The 25,267-nt window shown below is 41.3% G+C and carries 19 protein-coding genes; 8 read left to right on the top strand and 11 right to left on the bottom strand.

Annotated elements, in window-relative coordinates; all coding sequences use genetic code 11:
- Nucleotides 1–2 precede the first annotated feature (2 nt).
- The gene (locus GLIP_RS19325) at nucleotides 3–722 is read right to left on the bottom strand and encodes a SapC family protein (protein WP_008846394.1); all 720 of its coding nucleotides are present in this window, start codon (nucleotides 720–722) and stop codon (nucleotides 3–5) included.
- Between the two features lie 148 nt (nucleotides 723–870).
- Nucleotides 871–3,462, bottom strand: a complete 2,592-nt coding sequence (locus GLIP_RS19320) for a TonB-dependent receptor (RefSeq protein WP_008846393.1) — start codon at nucleotides 3,460–3,462, stop codon at nucleotides 871–873.
- Nucleotides 3,463–3,794: 332 nt separating this feature from the next.
- On the opposite strand from GLIP_RS19320, the gene GLIP_RS19315 reads away from it, so the two are divergent.
- Nucleotides 3,795–4,832 (top strand): LacI family DNA-binding transcriptional regulator, encoded by a 1,038-nt coding sequence (locus tag GLIP_RS19315; protein WP_008846392.1) that lies wholly within the window; start codon nucleotides 3,795–3,797, stop codon nucleotides 4,830–4,832.
- 9 nt (nucleotides 4,833–4,841) lie between these two features.
- Here GLIP_RS19315 and GLIP_RS19310 read toward each other — a convergent pair whose 3' ends face one another.
- Both GLIP_RS19310 and GLIP_RS19305 read right to left on the bottom strand, forming a co-directional pair.
- Nucleotides 4,842–5,303, bottom strand: coding sequence for a hypothetical protein (locus tag GLIP_RS19310; RefSeq protein WP_008846391.1), 462 nt, complete (start codon nucleotides 5,301–5,303; stop codon nucleotides 4,842–4,844).
- Between the two features lie 204 nt (nucleotides 5,304–5,507).
- Nucleotides 5,508–6,605 carry an acyltransferase family protein gene (locus GLIP_RS19305; RefSeq protein WP_008846390.1) on the bottom strand — a complete coding sequence of 366 codons (1,098 nt, stop codon included), beginning with the start codon at nucleotides 6,603–6,605 and terminating at the stop codon, nucleotides 5,508–5,510.
- A 280-nt stretch (nucleotides 6,606–6,885) separates the two neighbouring features.
- On the opposite strand from GLIP_RS19305, the gene GLIP_RS19300 reads away from it, so the two are divergent.
- The 4 genes from GLIP_RS19300 (at nucleotide 6,886) to ggt (ending at nucleotide 13,042) form a co-directional block, all read left to right on the top strand.
- Nucleotides 6,886–8,937 (top strand): TonB-dependent receptor, encoded by a 2,052-nt coding sequence (locus tag GLIP_RS19300; RefSeq protein ID WP_052155034.1) that lies wholly within the window; start codon nucleotides 6,886–6,888, stop codon nucleotides 8,935–8,937.
- Between the two features lie 256 nt (nucleotides 8,938–9,193).
- Nucleotides 9,194–9,700: an EF-hand domain-containing protein gene (locus GLIP_RS19295; protein ID WP_008846388.1), complete on the top strand. Its 507-nt coding sequence runs from the start codon at nucleotides 9,194–9,196 to the stop codon at nucleotides 9,698–9,700.
- A gap of 287 nt (nucleotides 9,701–9,987) precedes the next feature.
- Nucleotides 9,988–11,364 (top strand): Na+/H+ antiporter NhaC family protein, encoded by a 1,377-nt coding sequence (locus GLIP_RS19290; RefSeq protein ID WP_008846387.1) that lies wholly within the window; start codon nucleotides 9,988–9,990, stop codon nucleotides 11,362–11,364.
- A 4-nt stretch (nucleotides 11,365–11,368) separates the two neighbouring features.
- The gene (gene ggt / locus GLIP_RS19285; RefSeq protein ID WP_008846386.1) at nucleotides 11,369–13,042 is read left to right on the top strand and encodes a gamma-glutamyltransferase; all 1,674 of its coding nucleotides are present in this window, start codon (nucleotides 11,369–11,371) and stop codon (nucleotides 13,040–13,042) included.
- 13 nt (nucleotides 13,043–13,055) lie between these two features.
- Here the strand turns inward: ggt and GLIP_RS19280 are convergent, their stop codons facing one another.
- The 6 genes from GLIP_RS19280 to GLIP_RS19255 form a co-directional block, all read right to left on the bottom strand.
- Nucleotides 13,056–14,402: a uracil-xanthine permease family protein gene (locus GLIP_RS19280; RefSeq protein ID WP_008846385.1), complete on the bottom strand. Its 1,347-nt coding sequence runs from the start codon at nucleotides 14,400–14,402 to the stop codon at nucleotides 13,056–13,058.
- A gap of 184 nt (nucleotides 14,403–14,586) precedes the next feature.
- Entirely contained in the window at nucleotides 14,587–16,071 is a 1,485-nt protein-coding gene (glpK, locus tag GLIP_RS19275) for a glycerol kinase GlpK (protein ID WP_008846384.1), read from the bottom strand.
- A 57-nt stretch (nucleotides 16,072–16,128) separates the two neighbouring features.
- Nucleotides 16,129–17,058: a GGDEF domain-containing protein gene (locus tag GLIP_RS19270; RefSeq protein WP_008846383.1), complete on the bottom strand. Its 930-nt coding sequence runs from the start codon at nucleotides 17,056–17,058 to the stop codon at nucleotides 16,129–16,131.
- Nucleotides 17,059–17,164: 106 nt separating this feature from the next.
- On the bottom strand, nucleotides 17,165–17,947 hold the full coding sequence (locus GLIP_RS19265; protein WP_008846382.1) for an AsmA family protein: 783 nt from the start codon (nucleotides 17,945–17,947) through the stop codon (nucleotides 17,165–17,167).
- 228 nt (nucleotides 17,948–18,175) lie between these two features.
- Complete coding sequence (locus GLIP_RS19260; protein ID WP_008846381.1) at nucleotides 18,176–18,946, bottom strand: polysaccharide deacetylase family protein; 771 nt, start codon at nucleotides 18,944–18,946, stop codon at nucleotides 18,176–18,178.
- Between the two features lie 19 nt (nucleotides 18,947–18,965).
- Complete coding sequence (locus GLIP_RS19255; RefSeq protein WP_008846380.1) at nucleotides 18,966–19,796, bottom strand: hypothetical protein; 831 nt, start codon at nucleotides 19,794–19,796, stop codon at nucleotides 18,966–18,968.
- Nucleotides 19,797–19,970: 174 nt separating this feature from the next.
- On the opposite strand from GLIP_RS19255, the gene GLIP_RS19250 reads away from it, so the two are divergent.
- Nucleotides 19,971–20,954 (top strand): LLM class flavin-dependent oxidoreductase, encoded by a 984-nt coding sequence (locus tag GLIP_RS19250; protein ID WP_008846379.1) that lies wholly within the window; start codon nucleotides 19,971–19,973, stop codon nucleotides 20,952–20,954.
- Nucleotides 20,955–21,027: 73 nt separating this feature from the next.
- Entirely contained in the window at nucleotides 21,028–21,957 is a 930-nt protein-coding gene (locus GLIP_RS19245) for a glutaminase (protein WP_008846378.1), read from the top strand.
- Nucleotides 21,958–21,978: 21 nt separating this feature from the next.
- On the opposite strand, the gene GLIP_RS19240 is transcribed toward GLIP_RS19245, so the two are convergent.
- Nucleotides 21,979–22,761, bottom strand: a complete 783-nt coding sequence (locus GLIP_RS19240) for a substrate-binding periplasmic protein (RefSeq protein WP_052155021.1) — start codon at nucleotides 22,759–22,761, stop codon at nucleotides 21,979–21,981.
- A gap of 262 nt (nucleotides 22,762–23,023) precedes the next feature.
- On the opposite strand from GLIP_RS19240, the gene GLIP_RS19235 reads away from it, so the two are divergent.
- A complete protein-coding gene (locus tag GLIP_RS19235) occupies nucleotides 23,024–25,207 on the top strand; it encodes a TonB-dependent receptor family protein (RefSeq protein WP_008846375.1) in 2,184 nt (727 codons plus the stop codon).
- The last annotated feature ends 60 nt before the right edge of the window (nucleotides 25,208–25,267 follow it).

Genomic DNA, 25,267 nt, shown 5'->3' with positions numbered 1-25,267 from the left:
TTCTACTTATTAGCGCTTTTTAATAAGCGGCGCGTAAGTCGATTAACTTGTTTCATCGACATCAGATGAGCATGAATGATTTGCAGTGCGCCATTTTTACGTAAAGTAGCGTAAACCTTATCATCAAGATTTTCTAAACGTTGTTGGTCTACCATGTAGATCCCATCAATAGTTAACGGATCATTATCATTTAATCGAATGGTTAGTTTTTGAGGATGCAGCAGATCATGTTCCAACAGCAACTGAATAAAGCCTTTGGTAATGTGTTGCTGTTCTACAAATTTAATTAAAGATTCAGCTTTATTTTTTAAAAAATCTGTCTGTTCATCGTTGTCATTAAATAGTTTTTGTCCCTCGTCGTGATTGACCAGCGGACTTAATTCATCAATACATACTGCAAACTGTTGTTCGGCAGATTGCTGTAAATAAAAAGGATAATTGCGCAACACTAAAGGCGCATAATTAGCATCATATTGTTGCTCTGATTCATCACTACAATACAAATTTTGCTGTGCTTTTAAACCTAGCATGGCAACTAGCGTAAATTCGCCAGTGCTAGAATTTTTAACAAATAAAACCGGGAATTCTGTGGCTGCATCAACCACTTCTTGTACCACAAGTGGAATCAATTGATCTTCGCTTGCTTGTAAGAAATTGTCATTGCTGCGAATGTAAATATCACGATGTTTTGCAGGGGAAAGCGGACTTATTTGTTTGTTCATCTTTGCATCTCTGGGTTTAAAATTAGGGCTAAAGTGATTTTTTAATTAACTAGATTGGCATGATAGCCGATCAAGCCCCATTATTATTACAGTTAAAGCGGTGAAAGATAGGGGGGAATTTCCCCCCTTAGCTTGGTATTAAGTCAGCTTAGAATCTGACGCTTGCACCGACTGTGATGCGACGAGCCATTTCGTATTCATATAACGGGAAGTCACGGGCGAAACCACTGTAGTTGGTCTGGTAATTATTGTTACCAGTTTGTACAGATGATTCTTCGGTGATGTTGTTTGCATCAATTTTCAAATCAATGTTATCAGTCAGGTGATACACCGCACTCATATCAAGACTTCCAAAATCGTCATGCAAACGGTTTCCGTATGAACCCGATTCGCGAAGCATGTACTCACTACGCCAGTTATAAGAAATACGCACTTGGAACTGCTCAGTTTCATAGTAGCCAGTTACGTTATACGAATGACGTGAGCTATCACTCAATACAGAGTTTGCATCAGTGAAGGTTTCTTCATCGGCTTGGGCGTCTGTGTACGTGTAATTAATTAAGCTACCAAAGCCGTTTCCAAAGTCTTGTTGATACTGGAACTCAATACCTTCAATTTCAGCGGCTTTACCGTTACTCTTCTCTTGAACAGTCCAACCTTGCTCATCAGGACGCAATGTTCCAGCAAACGGTACTTCTGCGTTTGTTGCTGAGTACTCTTGAATAGTTACGAAGTTTTTAACATCTTTTTTGAACCAAGTTGCTGATAGCAAAGAGCTTTCATCAAAGTACCATTCTAAACCTAAGTCGAATTGATCAGATACAAACGGTTTCAAGCCAACGTTGCCGATTACCCAAAACTGGTTGTTTGGTGTGTCATCGTTTACCCCGATAGGGCTTGGATTTACATACATATCAACATACTGAGGTCTAGACATTGCGCGAGCCGCAGAGAAACGTAAGATTAAGTCTTCACTTAAATCCATTGCCATATTGAAACTAGGCAAAAACTCAGAATAGTCAGCATCGGTATGTGATTTCACATCATCAATATAATAAGTAGAAGTGGCATCAGTAGATACATAACGCACACCAAAGTTACCGCGAATTCCATCAGTAGAGAACTTAGCCATGACATAAGCTGCAAAGTTATCTTCTTGAATTTCACTGTAGGTGCCTAGATCTTCGGTTTCGCCAGTGATACTAGCTTTAGCCCAATCTATAAGTGCGTTATCGTCAAATTGAATAATTTGGTAGTCACCTGCACCCACATCGTAAGTACCATTGCTTAAACCAGATGTTGAAATGACATTATCGAAGTCATCTGACTGGTTGAAGAAAAATTGACGGCTCGTGGTGTTGTGATCAGAGAATTTAACACCGGTTTTGATTGCACTAATTGGACCGTAATCAACGTCAAACTCGATGTCTGCCTGAATATAGCTTTCGTCGTCAGTTTTAGGCGTTTTATTAAATGCTGCCCCGGTGCCCATCGCCAATGTACCTGGATCATAAGTGGCCATATCAAAATTATTGATATTCCAAGTTTGTCCACCATTAGTAAAATCATAGGTTCCGTCAATCGGCGTACCGCCGGTGCCATCATCCACTACCATTTCAAAATCGGTACCACCGGTAGATGACGTATCACCTACTTGTAACTTCAGGGTGTAATTTTCACCGCTATAGTTCATGGTTAAATCAAGCACGTCAGATTTCATCGTTGCTTCACGAGGACGAGCTTGATAATAAGCTACATTTAAAGGACCAGCAGCTTGCGTACCTATTGTATCACCTGTGCCGTTACCACCAATCCAAGCTGTTGTTTCACCCGTACCCCAACTGGAGTCGGCTTGAGTCAACCACAATGCATAGTTTGTGTTGTTCGCTTCCATTTCCATATTCATGGCATTAAGTACGAAGTCTAGATTACTCGAAGGTGCATATTGCAATGTAGCGGTTAATGCGCTTCTTTGACGTTCTTGCGTGAATCCAACTGGACCTGCACCCCATTCCCAGAATGCTTCATTACCTTGACGTTGTAGAGAACGTTCTTGCATAACAGCTGAAACCATAACACCGAACTGCTCAGCATCATCTTTCCAGCTAAACATACCTGATAATTGTGGATCAGTTTCACCAGAATCTGTTTGATATTGGCCTTCTACAGAACCGTAGAAAGTCATTGCGTCTAATTCAAGTGGCTTGCGAGTATTTACTACGACAGTACCACCAACACCACCTTCTGCTAAATCAGCTTGAGAACTTTTGTAAACTTCTAGTTTACCCACTAATTCAGAAGGCAATAATTCATAGTTGAATGAACGTTTTGCTGGCTCTAACACAAACCAGCCCGTAGATGCTACGTTTTGGCCGTTTAGTGTGGTTAAGGTCAAATCGAGACCAGCGCCGCGAATTGAAACGCCTGCACCTTCACCGAATTGGCGTTGAATGGTTACACCCGAAATACGTTGCAAAGATTCTGCGACGTTTTTATCTGGGAATTTACCGATATCTTCAGCATTGATAGCATCAATGATGCTGTCTGAGAAACGCTTGTTATTCAGGTTTTGAGCTGTACTGGCGCGGATACCAGAGATTTGAATAACTTCTACACCTTGTTGCTGGGCGTCTTGAGCGGTAGCTGAATTCGAGAATAACATGCCACTGCTAGCAGCAGTACCAATGAACAAAGCAGTTTTTATGCTCTTGGTCAGTTTGTTTATTTTTATATGTGTCATTACTTTTTACCCTGGTATGTTTCGCTTAGAAAAAACTAACATTCTTGTATTTTTTATATGGCCACAGCGTTGATTAGGATGATTAAATCATAAAATGACAACGCTGTCATTTAGTGCCAACAAAAAAATGACCGCTGCAAAAAATTTCCGTATAATTTATGACAGCGCTGTCATTTGACATTTAAACTACAACAGGAAAATGTAGAACGCAATCAAAAAATACAAAATATTTACAAATAAGTGGAAAAAACACACGATATTCTAAGTGTAAATGCTACTATTCGGCAAAAAGATACCGCTCTACATAAGGTGTCTGAAGAATTTGGATAAAAATGAAAACAACCATTAAAGACGTAGCAGATTTAGCTGGCGTATCGTTTAAAACCGTTTCTCGAGTCATCAATAATGAAGGTTCTGTCAAACCCGATACGCTGGAAAAAGTCAAAAAGGCGATTCAACAACTCAACTATCATCCTAACAATGCCGCTCGTAATTTAGCAGGCTCAAAAGCCTTTTCATTAGGGTTTATATATAACAACCCTAATGCTTATTACGTTATTGATATGCAAAATGGAATATTAGATGAATGCAAAGAACGCGGTTATGAATTGCTTATTCACCCTTGCGAGAGTGTTAGTGAGAGTATGATCGAAGAAATTCGTCAGATGGTAAAACGCTCACAATTGTCAGGACTAATCATTTGTCCGCCATTGTCTGAAAGTCCAGATATGATGGATCAACTCGCAGATCTAGACATACAATTTATTCGTATTGTATCGGGTTCTGATGAGTCTAACCTGACCAGCCCTTGCGTACTCATCCATGACCGTGAAGCTTCAGATGAAATAACCGAACACCTCATTTCACTCAACCATGAAAAAATTGGCTTTATCAGTGGTGAACAAATCCATAAATCTACAATTGAGCGTTATCAAGGATACTTGGCTGCGATGCAACGACATAATCTTGAAGTTGACCCAGATTGGATAGTCGAAGGACAGTATTCATTTGATTCAGGGGTAAAAGGTGCGCAAAAATTATTAAGTTTGGACAACCCTCCTACAGCAATTTTTGCATGTAACGATGAAATTGCCGCAGGTGCGTTGTTTGCAGCAAGATTAAGCGGTGTGGAAGTTCCGAACCAATTATCAATCGCTGGATTCGAGGATAGCCCATTCTCCAGACAGACGATTCCTAAGCTTACCACTGCAGCCCAGCCAACTCGGGAAATTGCACGCCAAGCTACACGATTTTTGATTCAAAACGTGGTGGCACAAAGGCAACAAAGTACAGCCAAATCGTTGAATCACCAACATTATCAACCTAGTTTAGTATTGCGGGACTCCACCAGCCAATTCCACAAAGCGTAGGAATTGGCCTTAGTGGCTAATGGTTAGTGGTAACTCGCTTTCACCAAAAAATGCTTTCGCTCTTTCGATTTCCACTCGACTGGGTTTATATTCTGTCCAAGCATCAGATTCTTCTTTCTTGTAACGAAGTACTTGCTGATCAATATCAAACTCGTAAAACGGAAATACTTCACGTAGATTAAAAAACGCCGCAGGTGCAAAAAGTATTATGTCAGCGGCCAAATATCCGCCATTGAATTTCAACGGTAGCAAGCCATACATTGGTTCAGTACCTTCTTTGTGCGCTTTGAATTCGTACTGACCAAAACTGGTGGTTGGATATTTATGCTGTTCTGTACTTGAAATTGCAGCTTCTGGATATTTATCTACGGTGATTTTGACATCATTCTGAACTGAGTTGAATGTAGTAGTTGCGGTGCAACCTGATAATGCTAGAACGCATGCTATAGCACTCGCTTTTAAACCTCTCATTAAATACTCCTTAACGTGATAACAGAGGTGAATGGCTATTATTAAGCGGAGGGTTGGCTATCTATCACATATTGCTTCCCTGCTAATAATCGATATGTTTACCGCCGTACAGTAGCAAAGATATATTCGCCTACCAACAAAAATATCCTTTTTGATAGACGAAATAGGGATAACGAATAGTGGAGTTAAATCACTGCTCTTTGATTATATCTTTATGAATATTTTCCGCTTATAGAGCCAAGCCGATAAAAGATAAAATAAAAATACAAATGCGATGGCGAAAACCAACGAGGCATTTCGAGGTGACATGATTTCTGTTAATCCTGAATACAAAAAACCATGAACACTAATTTCACGTCCTTGAGCATTGGTCCAACTGATTAGGGAGATGGTTGAGGCAAACAACCAAGACAAAACGTAAATAAAAAGTGGATTTGAACCATAAATTTTAGCCCACTCAAAGCCAAAGGTCTGCTTTTTCACATCATGCAAATAGATAATCACCGCTAATGCAAGCCATGCAAATCCATTGGTTGCCAACACGTAGGTGCTTGTCCACAACGATTTATTTACCGGAAAACTGAACTGCCAAGCGATACACACGACAAAAGTAACCAAGCTCCATAGCAATAAGGTTTTCATTCTTTGCTGTTCAGTTTTGGCATTGGCCAACATTTTACTAGTGAAAAATCCAGCCAGCACAGTCACCACAGCGGGAATGCAACTTAGCAACCCTTCAGGGTCAAACGCGACGCCAAAACCTTGATATAAGTGCGCACTACCTAAAACTTCAATATCGATTAGACGAACTAAATTAGTTTCTAGTCCATACGGATTTTCTACTAAATTCAGCATCAGCCAATAACCGATAAGCAGGGTAATACATGCCGCGATAAGTTGTTTTTGGTGTAACACACAAATTAATATCGCAGCTATGCCGTAACATATGGCTATACGTTGTAAGACACCCATTATCCGCCAGTTTTGCGGATCACCGGTGAATGGAAAAATATTTAGTAAAAAGCCGATAGCAAATAACACGATGGTGCGCTTCGCAATTTTCTGCCAAGGAACCTGAAGAGCTTGGTTTGCTTTGGGTAGATAACGTCCCATCGAATGAAACATTGCAGCCCCGACGATAAATAAGAAAAACGGAAAAATCAGATCTGTCGGGGTCAACCCATGCCATTTTGCATGCAAAAGCGGTGGGTAGACAAAGGACCAAGAGCCGGGATTATTGACCAATAGCATGGCCGCTAAAGTTATTCCGCGAAAGATATCTAAACTAATTTGTCGGTTCATCAAGACTCCCAAAGACCAAGTTAAGCGGCGGCAGTCTGCAGCTTTTTCCTTAATAAATCAATGTCAGGGGTTAGGTCTGCTGCGCCCCCGGAAAAATTTCGAGTAACATGGCGGGATATTTGAATCTTTCCTCTAGAATAATTGTAGGCGTGGCTTTAGCCGCGTGAAGCATGCATACTTAACTTACAAAGATAATCTAATTAAAAACGCCTCTTCATTCATGCATTCCAAACAAGGATTTCAATTGTTCTGCTCTAAATTTATAAAATCATCAAACTGCATTTATCTTGCTTTGGCCCCGTTGTTTTTCTCTATTTCAACGTATGCTCAACAATCCACTCATTCAATTGAACGAATAACCACTACCGCCCAAAGAGTTGCTTCAAATGTTTCTGATTTGCCATATGTGGTTAGTACAGTGGATGAAAAAACGCTTGAATTGCTATCTTCGACACATATTGAAGAAGCACTAAGTTTAGTTGCAGGAGCGGGCGTTCAACGTGGTAACGGACAAGAATATTTGCCTGCGTTACGTTCTCCTGTTTTATCAGGCGCTGGTGCTTGCGGAGGTATTCTTGCTGCGGAAGATGGCATACCACTACGCGCTGCTGGATTTTGCAATATTAATGAATTGTTTGAAGCGCATAGTGAAATGGCGCAAAGCATCGAAGTATTAAAAGGCCCTGGTTCTGCATTTTATGGCTCAAATGCTGTGCACGGGGTCATTAATGTGATCACGCCAGATACTAGCACAGATGCGGGCCAGTTTGGCGTAGATTACGGATCTTATGGCTACAATCGCTACAAATTTCGCCAAGGGTTTGATTTTGGAGAGTCAGGTATAGGTGTCAATGCTAGTGTTACCCGCGATTCCGGATATCGCGTTGAAGAAAGTGTTGATCAAGAAAAAGTCAATTTACGGCATCGTTTTGATGGCAAAAGTTATAGCTTAACTAGCGGACTTACCTACACAGATTTGGCGCAGGAAACGGCGGGATATATTAGCGGTTTTGAAAGTTATAAAAACGCAACATTAGCCCAAGGAAACGAGAATCCTGAAGCCTTTAGAAATGCAAGTTCATTTAGACTCTGGTCGAATCTGCTTTGGAATTTGTCTGAACACAACGTGTTTTCCATTACTCCTTACATACGCGATCAGGACATGACCTTTTTAATGCATTTCTTACCGGGAACGCCCATTGAAGAAAATGATCAACAAGGAATAGGAGTGCAATCTTTATGGAAGCATAGCGCCTCCGATAGTGCCACCGTAAATGTAGGCTTAGATGCAGAATATACCGAAGGGGGCTTGCGCCAATATCAAAACTCCCAAACTGAAGGTTCTGCATTTCTTGCCGAAACTGTGCCGATTGGTAAACACTATGATTATAACGTGGATGTAACTTTGTATGCCCCTTTCATTGTGTTCGAGTGGCAGCTCAATAGATGGTTAATATCTTTAGGGATGCGCTACGAATATATGCACTACAACTATTCAAATAATATGCTCAGTGGGCGAAGCAAAGAAGATGGTACTGCATGCGGTTTTGGTGGCTGTCGTTATAGTCGTCCACCGTCAGGTGAGAATAGTTATAGCAACACCTCACCGAAACTTGGAATTTTCTACCAATATTCTGACCAAACGCAACTTTACGCAAACATATCGCGCGGCTATAGAGCCCCTCAGGCCACTGAACTTTATCGCCTTCAACGGGAGCAAGAGATTGCAGATTTAAATTCTGAAACGGTAACCAATGTAGAAATTGGCCTAAAGGGTCAACTTGAATACCTAGAGTATGTGCTCTCAATCTATCATATGGACAAGAATAATTTCATATTTCGTGACAGCGACTTTTTTAATGTTAATGATGGAGAATCTGAGCATAGGGGTATTGAGCTAGAATTACACTATCAGTTTGCTAAACACTGGGATTTGAAAGTTGCTGCTAGTTATGCCAAGCATACTTATTCGTACAATCAAATTCTCAACGATATAAACATCAATGGAAATTTTATCGATAGCGCACCAAAAACCATTGCCAATACGAGGTTAGGCTGGGATATCAGCGCCGATTCCCGCATAGAATTACAATGGCAACACGTTGCAGCTTATTTTACGGATCCGGAAAATATACATCGCTATGAAGGTCATAACATTTTAAGTCTAAGTGGCATAATGCATTTCTCCGAAGCGATCGTTTTGTCGGCTCGCATTAACAATTTAACTGACAGCAATTATGCAGAACGTGCCGATTACACGGAGTTTGGTGGTGATCGTTACTTTCCAGGTCGACCTAGAAATATGATGTTGTCTATGACCTATAAATGGTAGTAAATAAAAATGAAGCCAACATATTAATCTGAGTATAGGCAGCCTGTTTCCTGCGCTGCCTTATGGCTTTCCTTCACAAGGCAATTCTATGCCGTTTTAAAAAATAACTCGATCACTTCTGCAATCCATAAAATCACAATAAATTTATTACTTTCAAATAGATAAGCTTGCATCTGTCAACTTTACGTTATCTTTACACTAACTGGACTCAAACCTGCTTTGTATAAAACATACGTTAATCAACCGGAGCAATTGAATGAGTATTATGTCGATAGGCGGAGGTGTTGATCCCGCTGCCCGTGAAAAAGATAAAACGCAACAACAATTTGATATTGCAGATACCAATCAAGATGGAACTGTCAGTGCCACAGAGTTTATGGAAGCCTTAACAGCTCAAGGTATTGAGAGCACTAAATCGGCAGACATGTTCAGTAACATGGATGCAAATAGTGACGGCAACTTGAGCCAAGAAGAACAAAATAAAGCCATAGAAGAGCGACATCAGAAAATGACACAAATGATGGCAAGTATGGAAGGTGAAATTGGTTTATATGGCGAAAAAGATGCAGAAAAAGCGTCACAATTTGACTCGTTTAAAATAATGTTGTCAGAGATTGCCAATGACACGCAAGATCAAAACACTGCATCTCAGTTAAAAGATTTGCTAACAGAATTAGAATCTGGCGGCTATTCCAAAGAAGATGTGCAGAAATCGGTAGAGCTGATGAATAAAGTTGCGCCACCTATCAACACCACTGCATAGGCACGTAGGCTATTTGGTAAAACGCAACACGTTTTTCATTAAATATCATCAGACTCATAGAGCAATATATACGATTGATTAGAGTTTGATGATATTTTCACTCCAAAACCAAGACGACTAAAACAGCAAATTGTCATCATATTCGACACCTGAACCTCATGTATGACTGTAAATATTCCCTTTTTATGGAGTCTGGTTTATGGTGGGTGTCCTGGTTAGTATATATCTGCGTAAAACTACCAATCCAATACACATAACAATAACCAAAATGCTATAGGGAATAATATATGGACTGGGTTTCCATCATACCGCCATTGGTCGCGATAATAATTGTCTTCTGGAAGAAAGAAGTCATCATGGCATTGTTGATGGCAGTATTAAGTGCTGAAGCACTTATTTTATTCACTTCGGCTGGTCAAGATGTAATTCTTGCGCCAATCGCCTCGATTGAAAGAGTAGTGAGTGTGGCCACCAGCCCGGGAAACACCCGTATTTTATTATTCAGCGTGTTAGTCGGCGCACTATTAGCCTACATACGAGATTCAGGTGGCGTCACTGCAACCGTCAATTGGTTAACACAGCGGGGCATTGCCAATAATCGACGTCAGGTGGGTGGACTTACCATGTTCACCGGGATAGTAGTGTTTATTGAATCCAACTTAAGTGTGCTGACAGCAGGTATATTTGCTCGGGGTTTATTTGATAAGTTCGGTATGAGTAGGGCTCGACTTGCCTATCTTATTGACAGTACCAGCGCTCCAATTTGTATTTTAATTCTGCTTAATGGCTGGGGAGCGTTTGTTCTTGGCCTATTAGACGGATACGAGCTAGAACAATCGTCAGCCAGTATTTTGTGGGGCACTGTGGCATTCAATTTTTATGCGATTATCACCCTTATTATTGCTGCATATACAGTGTTTGCCGACAAAGTACATGGGCCGATGGCAAAAGCGGAAAAGCAGCTTGAATCAAGCGGCGACAATCTTTCAGCTGCGCCAGCGACAAAAGCCCGTTACATGGTGGTTCCCATTTTAACCATGGTACTTAGTATGGTGGGCTTTATGTTGTGGACCGGTAATGGGGTACTTTCCGAAGGCAGTGGCAGTAAGTCTGTTTTATATGCCACAGTATTAGCCACAGTTGTAGCTTACTTTTTACTATTAGCTGGCAAACGATTCACCCATCATCAAGCTGTCGAGATAGGCTTTAGAGGTATGGGAGAACTGCTGCCGCTGGTAACGATAGTGTTGCTTTCTCTTACCTTAGGAGCAAGCTTAAAAGTTTTAGGAACCGGTGTATTTGTTGCTGGCATGGTCGGTGAGTATCTACCGTTAGTTTTTGTGGTGCCCATGCTATTTATTGCTGGCGGAATTATGTCTTTCACAACCGGAACTTCATGGGGGACTTTCGCAATATTAATTCCAATTGGAGTCCCTTTAATACAGCAGTTAGGATTACCTCCCTCTCTGGTAATTGCAGCCATTCTTGGAGGCGGCATTTTTGGTGATCATTGTTCGCCAATTTCAGATACAACGGCAGTGTCGTCTATTGCTTCGGGCTGTGATTTGCTTGAGCATGTTCGTACTCAGTTACCTTACGCTTTGGTGGCTGGAGGTTTAACTCTGGTTGCTTATTTTATTGCTAGTTTACTTTTGATTGGATAAATATATGCGCATATTGATAGTGTTATCTTGGGTTGTTCTGCTTAGCGCCTGCACTCAACCAATCAGTAAAAATTCCAGACAGGAATATGCCGTTGCTATGCCGGACAAGTTTGCAGCCGATGTGGCGCTTGCAGTACTTGCCGAAGGTGGTAACGCGGTGGATGCAGCCATTGCAGCTCAATTTTCACTTGCAGTAACCTTCCCTGAAGCCGGAAATATTGGTGGTGGTGGTTTTATGACTATCTACTTTAATCAACAAGCAGACTTTTTAGATTATCGTGAAGTCGCACCCGGAGCAGCTACGCGAGAAATGTATCTCGACAATGAAGGGAATGTCATCACAACTCAATCTTTATTTGGTGCAAAGGCATCTGGCGTGCCGGGCACTGTGTCAGGGATGTGGGAAGCCCATAAGAAATATGGCAAATTACCATGGAAGCGCTTGGTTCAACCCGCTGTAGGGTTAGCTAAAAAAGGCTTTGTGGTTCCAGAAAAATTAGCCGGCAAAGTTAGCCGCTACATCGAGCGAAAACAGCAAAATGGTATTGATGGTAACTTTGAAGACTATTTTGACGCTGCCACTCAGGCAGGCTCGTTATTCAAACAACCGGAATTAGCAGCCACCCTAGAACGTATCCGTGATCTCGGGTTAGAGGGTTTTTACAAAGGTGAAACCGCTAATCACATTGTTTCTTATATGCAAAAAGAAGGTGGCCTCATCACCTTGGACGACTTGGCAGCATATCAAGCCAAATGGCGTACACCGATTACATTTCCTTGGCGAGGTTACACTTTAATTACCGCGCCTCCTCCTAGTTCAGGAGGCATTGCCGTTGCCCAGTGGTTAGGTATGATCGAAACAGTCATACAAAGCAATCCACTGCCTAAACAAAATTCTACAGCCTATCTACATCTTGTATCCGAAGCAGGGAAACGCGTTTTCGCTGACCGAGCAGAGTATTTAGGCGATCCTGATTTCATTGATGTTCCACAAACGGAATTAATGATCCCAGAATATATTCAATCACGAGCGCAAGATATTAACTTAACAGCAATATCTGCTACTGATGAAATCCAGCCTGGCCTTTATGAAAGCGAAGATACAACGCATTTTTCTATTGTAGATAGTGCAGGCAACGCAGTGGCTAACACTACGACAATTAATTTAAGTTTTGGCGCTGGTGTCGTGGCTGAAGGCGCTGGCTTCCTTTTAAATGATGAAATGGATGATTTCAGCGCCAAACCGGGTGTACCCAATTACTTTGGAGCCATTGGCGGTGAAGCAAATGCAATCGCGCCCTATAAACGTATGTTATCGTCGATGACTCCGACCATAGTACTAGAAAATGAAAGTGTAAAACTGGTAACTGGATCTCCCGGTGGCACTACCATTATCTCATCGGTTGCTCAATCGATACTCAACACCTTGTTATTTAACATGGATGCTGAAGAAGCCGCGAATAGCCCACGATTTCATCATCAGTTATTGCCCAAAGACACTATCAGAGTGCATCCCGGAATTGATGAAGCAACCATACAAGCATTAAAAGATATGGGTTACATCATCAAGGAGAGTCGTTTTGGAGACGTGCATTTGATTTTACAGAACCACGGTAAGCTCACTGCTGCATCAGAAAAGAACGGCAGAGGAAAGGCGGCAGTGGTTTCTATCCCATAAGTTACAGAATGAATTAAATCTCGCTTTCTTTTTCATCAGGGAGCGGGATTAATAAACTCATTACAATTGCAATTACCCCTGCAGTGGTAATTGCTGATGAAAATATATTCCTCAGCGCTTCGGGTAATCCTTGCAGCGCATTTGGCTCCATTAGTACGCCAAATCCTGCCCCAAAAGACGTCGCCATAATTAATGTTTTGCGTCTATCAATAGGCTCGCTTGCCAAAATTTTAATACCTGCCACGGCGATTGTGGCGAACATGACCAATGTAGCTCCGCCTAAGACAGGCTTTGGAATAGACTGTAGTACTCCGCCAATTATTGGAAACAAACCTAATACCACGAGAATTCCAGCAATATAAAACCCAACGTGCCGACTAGCTACACCGGTTAACTGGATCACCGCATTGTTTTGGCCAAAAGTGGTGTTTGGAAAAGTATTAAATACCGATGCTAGGGCCGAATTAACGCCATCGGCAAGTATGCCACCTTTGATCCTGCGCAAATAACGTTTCCCTTTAATCGGCAAACCACAGAACAAACTGTTAGCAGTTAAATCGCCAGAACTTTCTAAGGCAGTCATCAGATAAATAAGAGCAACGGGTAAAAACACTTCCATATCGAAGTTTAGACCGTATTTAAACGGGACAGGCACGCTAAAAAGCGGTTGTTTACCGATTTGCTCCAAAGACACTAAGCCTAATCCATAGGCCAGCAATGTGCCCATTACCATCCCGACTAGAATTGCGGACAACCGCACCCAAGGATTTGCGGAAACATTCATGATAATAATGGTAATGAGCACGAAAATACCTATAAATAAGTTTTTCATATCGCCAAAATTATCACTGCCAAAACCACCCGCGAGATCAGTCATACCCACTTTAATTAAACTAAAACCAATGGTCGTGATCACAATCCCCGTAGTTAGCGGAGTAACAATACGTTTAACCTTAGTAATAAATTGACTGATAATGACTTCAATAAAAGCGCCAAGTAAACATACGCCAAAAATGGTCGACAGAATCTCTTCGTTACTCCCCCCTTTAGCCCTTATCGCAAAACCCGCCACCAATATCGCGCTAACAAATGAAAAGCTTGTACCTTGCACCGCGATGAGGCCACTGCCAATAGGACCAATGGTTTTAGCTTGAATAAACGTAGCCACGCCAGACACAAATAATGCCATGCTGAGTAAATAAGGCAGCTCTGCAATCAACCCCAATGTCGATCCGATAATCAACGTAGGGGTAATAATTCCTACAAAACACGCTAAGATATGCTGTGTTGCAGCAGTGATACTTTGCCTTTTTGTTGGGACATCATGCAATCCATAAAGCAATTCAGAATTTGATTTCATTAGTAAAAGTGCAAAGTAAATAAATTGATTGGGCTAGCTATGCAAGAAGATGACCAAATGGTCTAGATTTGCACATATGCTGATTTTAGGTTGTTTCAGCGGTGTTTTTGACTTTTTACTTTGCTCAGGTGAGTGACTGTGCACTAAAAAGTGGCGGCGGGTTCACAATAACTGCAAACCAACACTAATCACAACGGATTCGATTTACAGCCTGCTGCCAAAGTGAATAAGCTTTGTCTCTTTGCTGTTTAGAGAATCGCGGACTGAAAGTGCGTTCGCAACGCCATTGGCTACTTAGTTCATCTAACGATTTATAAATGCCCGCCTGCAAGCCGGCTAAGTAAGCAACGCCAAGCGCGGTCGTTTCAGTAATTTCAGGCCTATCCACTTCTGCGCCGAGGATGTCTGCTAGAAAGCCCATTAACCAATCATTTTTAACCATACCGCCGTCAACACGAAGATTAGTCGCACGCGCTCCGTCACTTTCCATCGCCTTTTGTAAGTCTTTGGATTGATAACAAACAGATTGTAAGCCAGCAGCCACTATCTCATTAATACCAGTATCGCGAGTTAAACCTAAAATTGCGCCGCGAGCATTCGGGTCCCAATAGGGCGCGCCTAAACCAGTAAAAGCTGGCACCAAAAATACTTGATTATTAGGGCTTGCCATCTTTGCCAAAGACTCTGTTTCAGACGCCTCTTTGATAAGTTGTAAGCCATCTCGTAACCATTGAATTGTTGCTCCCGCCATGAAAATACTCCCCTCTAATGCGTAGGTCGTTTCTCCATTCAATCTATATGCAACTGTGGTTAACAGGCGATTTTCTGATTTAAGCGGTTTAGTGCCGGTATTGAGCACCATAAAACACCCAGTTCCATAAGTACTTTTTGCCATACCGGATTTGAAACATGTTTGCCCAAACAATGCAGCCTGTTGATCACCTGCGACGCCTTGAATGGCGATAGATTCGCCAAGAATAAGCGGATCGGTTTTACCAAACTCATCAGCACTATTTAACACTTTTGGTAACATAGACTGGGGAATATTGAAGGTTTGAAGTAGTTTTTGATCCCAATCTTGTAAATGAATATCAAACAGCATAGTTCGCGATGCATTTGTTGCATCCGTGTAATGACACCGTCCCTTCGTTAAACGCCATATTAGAAAAGTATCTATAGTGCCAAACGCCAGTTTTCCAGCTTCTGCTTTTTTTCGGGCTCCTTCAACATTATCTAAAATCCACTTAATTTTAGTCGCTGAAAAATAGGGGTCTAACAGTAACCCGGTTTTATTATTCAGGTGCGTTACTAATTCTTCGTCTTCGCTAAGCTCATCACAAAGAGATGAGGTACGCCGGTCTTGCCAAACGATAGCTGGGTAAATAGTTTTACCGGTACCTTTATCCCATACCAGTGTGGTTTCGCGTTGATTTGTAATGCCAATTGAGATTATTTGTGAAACAGAAATTTGCGCCTCTGCAATAACTTTCTTACAACTATTAACCACGCTTTGCCATATTTCTTCTGGATCATGCTCGACCCAACCGTCATCGGGATAGGATTGGCTAAATTCCTGCTGGGCAATAAAACTCGGTTTACCTTCGAGGGTAAATAAAATAGCTCTTGAGCTAGTCGTGCCTTGATCAATAGCCAGAATAAAATTTTGCAAACTCAATCTCCTTTACTAAACCGCACACCATCTCGAAAACAATCATATCAAGAGCATTTAATCTTCTTGATGATTAAAAACTTCAATTCTGTTTCGTCCTTTGAGTTTCGCTAGATAAAGCGCTTTGTCTGCTTCATTATAGAGTTTCTCGAAGGTGACGTTGTCGGCACAAGATGTGATCCCCATAGACCCCTTAACAGATATTAATTGGCCATTGTATTGCACGCTTGTAGAAGAAAACAAAGCAGCGATGCGCTGAGCAATGACAATTGCCGCTTTCAATTCAGTAGCACCTAAAAAAATAGCAAATTCTTCTCCACCTAAGCGTCCAACAATATCGTATTGACGAGTGGCTTGCCGCAATATGTCCGCAACACAAATCAATACTTCATCGCCCGCCTGATGCCCAAAGGTGTCATTTATCGTTTTGAAAAAATCGAGATCTAATAAAATCATTGCAACGCTATCTGCGGATCGACTAAACCGAGATAATTCTGCTTCCACTGATTTTACAAAAGAACGGCGATTTGCCAGCTGAGTTAGCTCATCGGTAAGGGCGAGCACTTGCAGTTGCGACATAGTCAACTGCATTTGTGATTCTAACAATTTTTGCTTAGTGATATCTTTGCTATGTACTAGCAGCTCACCCGTGTCTAGTAGTTGTTCTGACAACAATAACCAACGCCCGTCTAGCAGATCAACTTCAAAAATTCGAAAATTAAGTTGTCTTCTAACTAATGAGGCCTTATCTAGCCAAGCCTCAATGTTGTCAGTCTCTAGGTTCACACCACGTTTGTGTTTATAGGCATGATTTATCATCTGATCAAAGGTCAAGCCCAGAGCTTGCTCATCGTCAAATCCGAAGATATTAAAAAAAGCACTGTTGCCGTACAGGAGCTCATCAGTACCACCAAAGATGCCGTAACCATCTTCGCTTTGTGCAATGCACTCCAATAACAACCCAGTAATATTAGATTTATAAGGCAAACTGGTTATCCTGATTAACAACCTCAGGTTAAGATTAGTTAACAATCCTCATGCTTGCTACTAAATATCAACCAGTGGGTTATTCATTAAGATTACCCCACTGAGTTTAATCTTTATTAAATAACCCTTTTAGCTTGTCTTTTGCTTTATCTGTTAGCTTATCTTTTTCTTCTTCCAGTTTTTCTTTTGCTAGCTTTTTGGCTTCCTCTTCCAGTTTCTTTTTAGCCTCAGACTTCGCTTTTGCAATTATGTTATCCAGCATTTCGTTAACAATCGCAACACCAGCCTGATCAGCTGGAATACCATTTGGTTTTCCTATAGGTCCGGCGTTAAACGTTGGCAATGTAATTTCATAGGTTTTTTGTTCGATTTCAAAATCACCGGTGGAAAGCTTTTCAAAGTCGAGTTTCAAGCGCACATTACTAACGGTAACATTTTCTACTATCAACAAAGGATTGGCACCTGCCTCACTTGAGGATTGTTCGTTTGACTTAGGTAAATTAGCCGCTAAGTTATTTTTTAAAACCAACAAGTTTCCCTGCCCGCTTTCATCTAATTCATAAAGCACTTCTGGTGCATTAATGCTGACTGTTTGTACCACATAAGGCTCGCTTAACACTTCGCCCAAATCTAATGTGATTGACTCCAGACTAAATGCGTCTTCGTCACTAAAACCATCTGGATTTTCAACGTCGACGTCACTGATTGTTAAACGGCCTTCGGACAACGCTAAATCGACACTTGCTACAGACACCGTCGTTCCAAGGTATTTAGAACCTTGCTGTTCAATTTGCGTACGAATAAAATCACCTGCACCACTTAACGCATACCAAGCTCCACCCGCTATAAGCAGAATAATAACAGCGAAAACGATCAATCCTTTTTTCATCTTTTTAGTCTCTTTTAATTAAGTTTAAACTTTACTTACAAGGTTACATTTATTTTAAGTTAGCATATGAACGCTTAAATATCTGTACTACATCAACACAACCTAACGGTTATAATTTACAGAGTATCTTAACGAGTACTAAGCATATTTTTCCACATACTAGACAATTCATGACTATTGCATTGACGATTTATGATGAACAGGGAGTCAACTTTTAAATTAGTTAGTTTACTGAGCTTTCATATGGCGCATAATATTAATATAACTATCCACCCAATACTGCTCGCGATGTTTCGCAAGATATTGCAAAAGCGCTTCATGGGCTTGTTCTGTGACTTGCAAGTGATCTCCTCCTACTCCATGAAACAATATACTTACGACTTTAGTACCTGGTTTAGCATTGCGAACATAATTAATCAGCGTTTCACCATCTACAGCTGAGGGGGCGTGGAGTACTTCGCTGCCATCTTCTAGCCCCATACCTTTAATTGCCACAAATAAATCTTCGACTGCAGGCAGGTAGTTTTTGCCACCAGCATTTACGTCACCACAAGGTATAGTAAAGGTGCGCTGAGTTTGGCCATCCAAAGCCTGTAACAAACTATTCGCAATTGAAATCTCAGCACGCATGTGAGCGACACTACGCTTATCTAAATCTGCGTGTTCTGCTACCCAATCCCGATTTGGCGCACTACCACTGCATACGTGATACAAAGAATGATTACCCAACTCATGTCCGAACTTAGCCACTGCGCGCCAATCCTCAAGTCTAGAAGAAAAACTGTCTGCACTTGCATAGACATAAAAAGAAGCGCGCAAGTCATGGCGATTTAGTGCTGGCACGACCTTGTCCAACTGACTATCTAACGCATCGTCATAAGATAAGCTGACTGCGATTCTTTCGCCGTTTGGAAAAGTCACAGACTCATTTGCCTTTGCAACGCTAAGTAAAAGCATCATCAACGCAATATTCAGTGCCGCAAGTTTACCCTTTTTCATAACAATAACCTTTGTGATGTTAATTTGTTTGGTAGTAAAACGCCGTTTGAGAAATGCGTTGGATAGTATCGTACTCTAATCCTAGATGGTTGGTATCCCCAACCTTCGGAATGCTATTTTGACTATGTATAACTACCCCCCAATGATTGTCACCTAGTCCCTCGAAGATAACATTAATGCTCAAGTTGTTGGCTTTGGTAATGGCGGCAACGCTAAACTGATTCATCAGCACTCTGAGTTTATATAATATGTCAGACAACGCTTGGGTGTTAGGCGCTTTTTCGAGCCCAGACACTCTTTCAAAATGAGCCGATGGTACAAACCCAGCTTCTTTTGATGGCCGATATACAATCAATTCCGCGGGCGTAATAAACGTGTTATTGATTCTGTATACATCTATAGAGGTTTGTTGAATTAGGGAGAGTCCTGCGGTTTCTTGAAATCGAGCTAGTTCATCAGCGGCAGGTTGCAAGAATTCGTTAATAATTGTTAGTCTTCGTTGCAGGCAATCATCCTTTTTACAAATTGCTAAGCTAGGGAGTTTTGCTAATGTCTGTTTGTCGACATTCAACATAGACGCCCCTAATACTCCGAAGTTAAAATTGATAAACTGACGCTTGCTCTCGTCGTTTTTAAAACTGTTGGCATGAATATCTAGCAGATTGAACGGCGTAAATGACGGCAAGTAAGCAAGAGGTAACTCTGATTTTGGTAGTAAATCGTGCAGATGAAATAGTAAAGCACGATATTCTTCATCAATATTTTGAGTAAAATATTCGGGCGGCTTAGCGTGCATGTGAGTCGAACAAAAAGCACTCACAATTAAAACGAATTTAAAAAGGTATTTCACTATATTCCCTGCTGAATATTAAATTCCAACTAAACTCTAATAAAAACACGATAGCGATACAATTTAATAAGGATCATTTGGTTAATAATTCCAACCTATTAGTCATGTTCCCCTTGCTTCGACACAAAACGACCACATTAAACTAAACTACTTTGATGTTTTAAGAAATTAACCATGATCCCAATTTCGATACTCGACTTGGCGACAATTGGCGAAGGACGCACGGTCGCCGAAGCGCTTAATATAACACGCATTACAGCGGTCGCTGCAGAAGCCAGTGGTTACAAAAGATATTGGTTGGCAGAACATCACGGAATGAAAAGTGTCGCCAGTTCAGCAACTGCAGTTTTACTCTCACATATTGGTGCTGCCACTCAAAGCATTCGTATTGGTAGTGGCGGGATCATGTTGCCTAATCATGCGCCTATGGTCATTGCTGAACAATTTGGGACCTTAGCGGAGCTATACGGTGATAGGGTTGATCTTGGGTTGGGCCGAGCACCCGGAACAGACCAACAAACATTGCAAGCATTACGTCGCAATAACAACATGTCAGTAGATCAATATCCCCAGGACATTCGCGAATTACAAAGATACCTAAGTGACAAGGCCTCACCCATATTGGCGATCCCCGGGCACAATACAAAAATACCTCTGTGGTTATTAGGTTCAAGTTTATATAGTGCTCAACTTGCAGCACAATTTGGTTTACCGTTTGCATTTGCTTCGCATTTTGCACCAGATCAATTACTGCAAGCACTAGACATCTATCGCAATCAATTTAATTCCTCCGAGCAAAACCCCAGACCTTATACAATGGCAGGGGTGATGGTGGTTATTGCTGACAGTGATGCAGAAGCCAAGTACTTATTTACTTCTGTTCAACAGAAATTTCAACAAATGCGCTCTGGAGCTAACACGCCTTTTCCTGCGCCGGTTGATACAATGGACGGTCGTTGGAATGCATCAGAAAAACAGATGGTAGATCACGTTCTACAATTTGCATTGGTGGGGACCAAAGAATCGGTAAAACCCAAGTTAGCGCGCTTTATTGAAGCAACTGGAATTGATGAATTAATTGTATCGTTTCCGATTCATGACACCGATGCCAGATTAAAAAGTTTAACTTTAATGGCAGAATTAAGAGATACTATGTGAGCGGAATACTGCGCTTAACAGCGTGAATCCTGCCCCTTTAGAACCCCCATCAATCTAGTTATTGGAGATATTTTTGCAAAGCATAATTGATGAAATTGCTCGAGATATGATGGCCATTGAAAATAAAGGTGAAGTGGCTAGCTATATTCCTCAATTAGCGAAAGTCGATCCTAATCAATTCGCAATTAGCGTCGCTTTAACCAATGGTGAAGTTTACCAAGCAGGTTGCGCTGATACGCTATTTTCAATTCAGAGTATTTCGAAAGTATTTACCTTAACGTTAGCGCTGGGCAAATTGGGTGACAATATTTGGCATCGAGTTGGTAGAGAGCCATCAGGTGACCCATTTAATTCAATCGTACAACTCGAACATGAACATGGAAAACCTCGTAATCCGTTTATTAATGCCGGGGCGATTACAATTGCAGACCTAATAATGCAAGGCCACGCCCCCAAAGAAGTGCTTGCTGAAATTTTGCATTTTATTCGCTATGTTGCTGACGATGACAGTATCGCAATTGATGAAAAGGTCGCCCACTCGGAACTCAAAACAGGTGCAAGAAATGCGTCACTAGCGCACTTTATGGCATCATTTGGGCACTTTGAAAATCCGGTAGAAAAGGTCTTAGGGACGTATTTTCATCACTGTTCCATCGCAATGAACACCACCAACCTAGCCAAAGCCGGTTTATTTTTAGCTAACAACGGGGTTAATCCTGTAACCGGCTACACAGTGGTTTCTGCACAACGAGCAAAGCGCATCAATGCGTTAATGCTAATGTGTGGTCATTATGACGGGTCTGGAGAGTTTGCATTTAGGGTAGGCTTACCCGGTAAAAGTGGTGTTGGGGGCGGTATTCTCGCAGTTGCTCCAGGCAAAGCGTCGATAGGCGTTTGGTCTCCCGGGCTTGATAAAATTGGCAACAGCAAACTAGGTACCATGGCATTAGAGTTGCTCGCGAATAAAACCGGCTGGTCCATATTCGGAAAAGAATCCTGCTGACCTAAAATTCAACGAGTTGGCTTAGTTAGTTGCTTCTGTTTCAGCACTTCCAGAGTATCGCGCAAAGATTTTTTTGTATTTTCCGGTATCTTTTAACCATTTCAACTGCGTATTAAATTCGTCTCGAATTTTTTCTGATTTAAATAAAAACCCGTTTGGACTAGCACCAAACAATGCAAAACGGTCCACTTTGGATGTGACATCAAGGTTTTTAGATTCAGTTAATTTTTTTCGATAGTAATTAAAAATTTGCGCATCCATTTGCACGACTTCATACCGTTCTAAAAACAACATTTTGACCTGATTGGACTGATCATAAGTCTCACCGTAACGCTTGTTGTTATTAACCATTTGCGCATACTCGTCACCCAAATGTACTGCTGCGTCTTGCCAAGAAAGTAAACTATGATGTTCTAAATCACTCAATTGCGTGAAATTAAATTTATTTTTACGCAAACTAAATGCAAAATTTTCATAACTATAAGCAATGTCGGAAAAATATCCCTGCAAACCATGAGTTTCAATGGTATTTTCATTCATGTCGGAAACAACATCCACTAGCCCTGACTCAAACGCCTTTGTTCGCCGCGCATAAGGTAAATAGACGTGTTCTATTTCGTACCCTAAGGGTGTCATTGCCGCTTCAAATATTTCGACAATTATCCCTTCATCTCCATCTGCAATCACCCAAGGAGCCAGCATTTCAGCGTAAGCTACTGTTATTTTTTGCTTAGCATACACTTCGTTAATACTTAGGAAAAAGTATAGAGCCAGACAGAAACTAATGATCTTGTAGGGTCTCATAGTTGCTCAATATTTATTAATTTTATACCCAGATGTTAGCGGCTAATGTGAAATTGAACAAGCCCGCAATAATTAGCACTTTAGCGTTAGTTAGCCTTCCAATGCAGTTGCCCACATGTAAATCAAAAATGTCGATTTATGTAAATAAAAGTTAACGCGAAGTTGATTTTACTACCCGCTTACGCCAAAATGCGCGCAATCATAATGTAAACAAGAACTATTTCTATTTATATTAATTTAATCATTGTATTGGGAGAAAAAAATGAGTCAAACAAACGCGATGCGTTTAAGCCTATTAGCAAGTGCATTATTAATCACGTTTAGTTCCGCTGCTAAAGAAGAAAACGCAGAAGCCAATGTTGAACAAATGACCATTTTTGGTAGCAAGAATCCACTTAATAAAGTACCTGGCAGTGCCCACGTCATTAGCACCGCAGATATAGAAACCTTTAAATATACCGACATTATGCGAACGCTAGCCGCCGTGCCCGGAGTATATATCCAAGAAGAAGATGGTTATGGTTTGCGCCCTAATTTAGGTATGCGTGGTACCGGTCAAAATCGCTCGGAAAAGATTACCATTATGGAAGATGGCGTATTGGCCGCTCCTGCGCCATATGCATCACCGGCAGCATATTACTTCCCCACGTCTGGACGAATGCAGAGTGTGGAAATTCTTAAAGGTAGCTCAACCGTTAAATTTGGTCCTCGCACAACGGGTGGTGTCATTAATATGCTATCTCGTCAAATTCCTGATACTAGTTTTGCAGGTAGAGTTGATATTGCAGCGGGACAAGATGGTTTCGGTAAAATACACGCTTATGCAGGCGGCCAAGGTGAACGCGTAGATGCCGTTGCCGAAGTTTATCGTTATCAGGCTGATGGCTTTCGAGATATTAATGGTGTTGGTGGCGACACTGGTTTTGTCAAAAACGACGCATTAGCTAAAGTTCGCTTTAAATCAGATAAATCTGCGAAGTATCAGCAAATAGTCGAGCTAAAACTTAAATATGCAGATGAAGTGTCAAATGAAACCTACATGGGATTAACCGACGCAGATTATTCTGCAACACCATTTATGCGCTATTCGGCTTCGCAAAAAGACCAAATGAACACTGAGCATAAACAAATTCAATTGAGCCACGTTATCGAATTTAATAGCGACCTCATTTTAAATACCACGGCTTATTACAATGACTTTCATCGTAACTGGTACAAAGCTTACAACGTAAATGGCGATAGCCTAAGCGGTGGCGGCATTCAAACTGCGTCAGATTTTGATAGTGGCTTGATCGCAGCACCGGTTGAAGTGGGTGTTAAAGCGAACAACCGTGACTATTTGTCACAAGGTATTCAAAGCGAATTAAATTATTACGTAAACAACCATGAGTTAGCATTTGGTGTTCGTTATCATGAAGACGAAATGGATCGCTATCAGTGGGCTGACGTATATGAATTAGACACAAATCAAGTAATGAGCCGCATTTCTAGCGGTATTCCTGGAACAGATTCAAACCGTATAGATAGTGCCGACGCTCTAGCTTTATTTGTTCAAGACCGCATTTCATTAGGTGATTTAGCAATTACAGCTGGTTTACGCTTTGAAGATGTAACGACCAAGCGCTTAGATTGGGGAAAAACTAATCCAGGTCGAGATGGTGCAGCTAGCACCAATGTAGAAAACAGCTTCAGCTCAATTTTACCCTCGTTATCAGCGACATACCAAGTAAATCAATCGTTAATTGTGTTGGCAGGTGTACAAAAAGGGTTCTCTCCTGCTGCGCCAGGTAATGCAGATGGTCAAGAAGAAGAAAGCTGGAATTACGAGGCAGGTTTACGCTACAGCCAGAACGCTTTTACCTCTGAAGCCATTGTATTTTACGGTGACTACAGCAACATGCATGGTAACTGTACAGAGGCGCAAGGTTGTGACGAAAACAATATTGGCAACCAATACAATGCTGGTGAAGTCGAAGTAAATGGTTTAGAACTAAGCTTGGGATACGAATTTCAACAAAATAACAATATTAGTTTCCCAGTCAAATTGGCCTACACTTATACTAGCGCCGAATTTGGTTCAGACTTTTCCTCTGCTTTTGAAAGCTGGGACGACGTACAAAAAGGTGATTCGCTAACCTATTTGCCTGATGATCAATTGTATCTTTCTGTTGGTGTTCAGGCCACTAGATGGCAAGTCACTTTGGCAGGTCGTTACACCTCAAAAATGCGCACTAAAGCAGGTCAAGGTGCAATTCCTTCAGATGAGTTAATTGACGCTAAAACCATTGTTGATTTATCAGCAAGATACTTTATCAATGAAGCTTCCGAACTGTATTTCAACGTAGATAATCTGTTTGACGAAAGCTACATGACCACTCGTGTGCATGGTTCAGTTTTTGCTGGTAAACCACAATCTGCGACCTTAGGATATACATACAACTTCTAATTCAGGTTGAAGCTAACCTAATTAATTAAAAGGGCTAATTTGATTAGCCCTTTTTGTATC

It is taken from the genome of Aliiglaciecola lipolytica E3 (assembly GCF_000314975.1).
In the GTDB taxonomy this organism is placed as follows: domain Bacteria; phylum Pseudomonadota; class Gammaproteobacteria; order Enterobacterales; family Alteromonadaceae; genus Aliiglaciecola; species Aliiglaciecola lipolytica.
The sequence above is the reverse complement of the archived record's forward strand: the minus strand, read 5'-3'. Positions and strand labels throughout refer to the sequence as shown.

Bases quoted from the DNA above. Each gene is read 5' to 3' on its own strand.
- GLIP_RS19240 (WP_052155021.1), bottom strand. From the start codon at position 22,761: ATGAGACCCTACAAGATCATTAGTTTCTGTCTGGCTCTATACTTTTTC.
- GLIP_RS19320 (WP_008846393.1), bottom strand. From the start codon at position 3,462: ATGACACATATAAAAATAAACAAACTGACCAAGAGCATAAAAACTGCT.
- GLIP_RS19265 (WP_008846382.1), bottom strand. From the start codon at position 17,947: ATGAAAAAAGGATTGATCGTTTTCGCTGTTATTATTCTGCTTATAGCG.
- GLIP_RS19280 (WP_008846385.1), bottom strand. From the start codon at position 14,402: ATGAAATCAAATTCTGAATTGCTTTATGGATTGCATGATGTCCCAACA.
- GLIP_RS19325 (WP_008846394.1), bottom strand. From the start codon at position 722: ATGAACAAACAAATAAGTCCGCTTTCCCCTGCAAAACATCGTGATATT.
- GLIP_RS19295 (WP_008846388.1), top strand. From the start codon at position 9,194: ATGAGTATTATGTCGATAGGCGGAGGTGTTGATCCCGCTGCCCGTGAA.
- GLIP_RS19305 (WP_008846390.1), bottom strand. From the start codon at position 6,605: ATGAACCGACAAATTAGTTTAGATATCTTTCGCGGAATAACTTTAGCG.
- GLIP_RS19260 (WP_008846381.1), bottom strand. From the start codon at position 18,946: ATGAAAAAGGGTAAACTTGCGGCACTGAATATTGCGTTGATGATGCTT.
- GLIP_RS19250 (WP_008846379.1), top strand. From the start codon at position 19,971: ATGATCCCAATTTCGATACTCGACTTGGCGACAATTGGCGAAGGACGC.
- GLIP_RS19315 (WP_008846392.1), top strand. From the start codon at position 3,795: ATGAAAACAACCATTAAAGACGTAGCAGATTTAGCTGGCGTATCGTTT.
- ggt (WP_008846386.1), top strand. From the start codon at position 11,369: ATGCGCATATTGATAGTGTTATCTTGGGTTGTTCTGCTTAGCGCCTGC.
- GLIP_RS19290 (WP_008846387.1), top strand. From the start codon at position 9,988: ATGGACTGGGTTTCCATCATACCGCCATTGGTCGCGATAATAATTGTC.
- GLIP_RS19235 (WP_008846375.1), top strand. From the start codon at position 23,024: ATGAGTCAAACAAACGCGATGCGTTTAAGCCTATTAGCAAGTGCATTA.
- GLIP_RS19310 (WP_008846391.1), bottom strand. From the start codon at position 5,303: ATGAGAGGTTTAAAAGCGAGTGCTATAGCATGCGTTCTAGCATTATCA.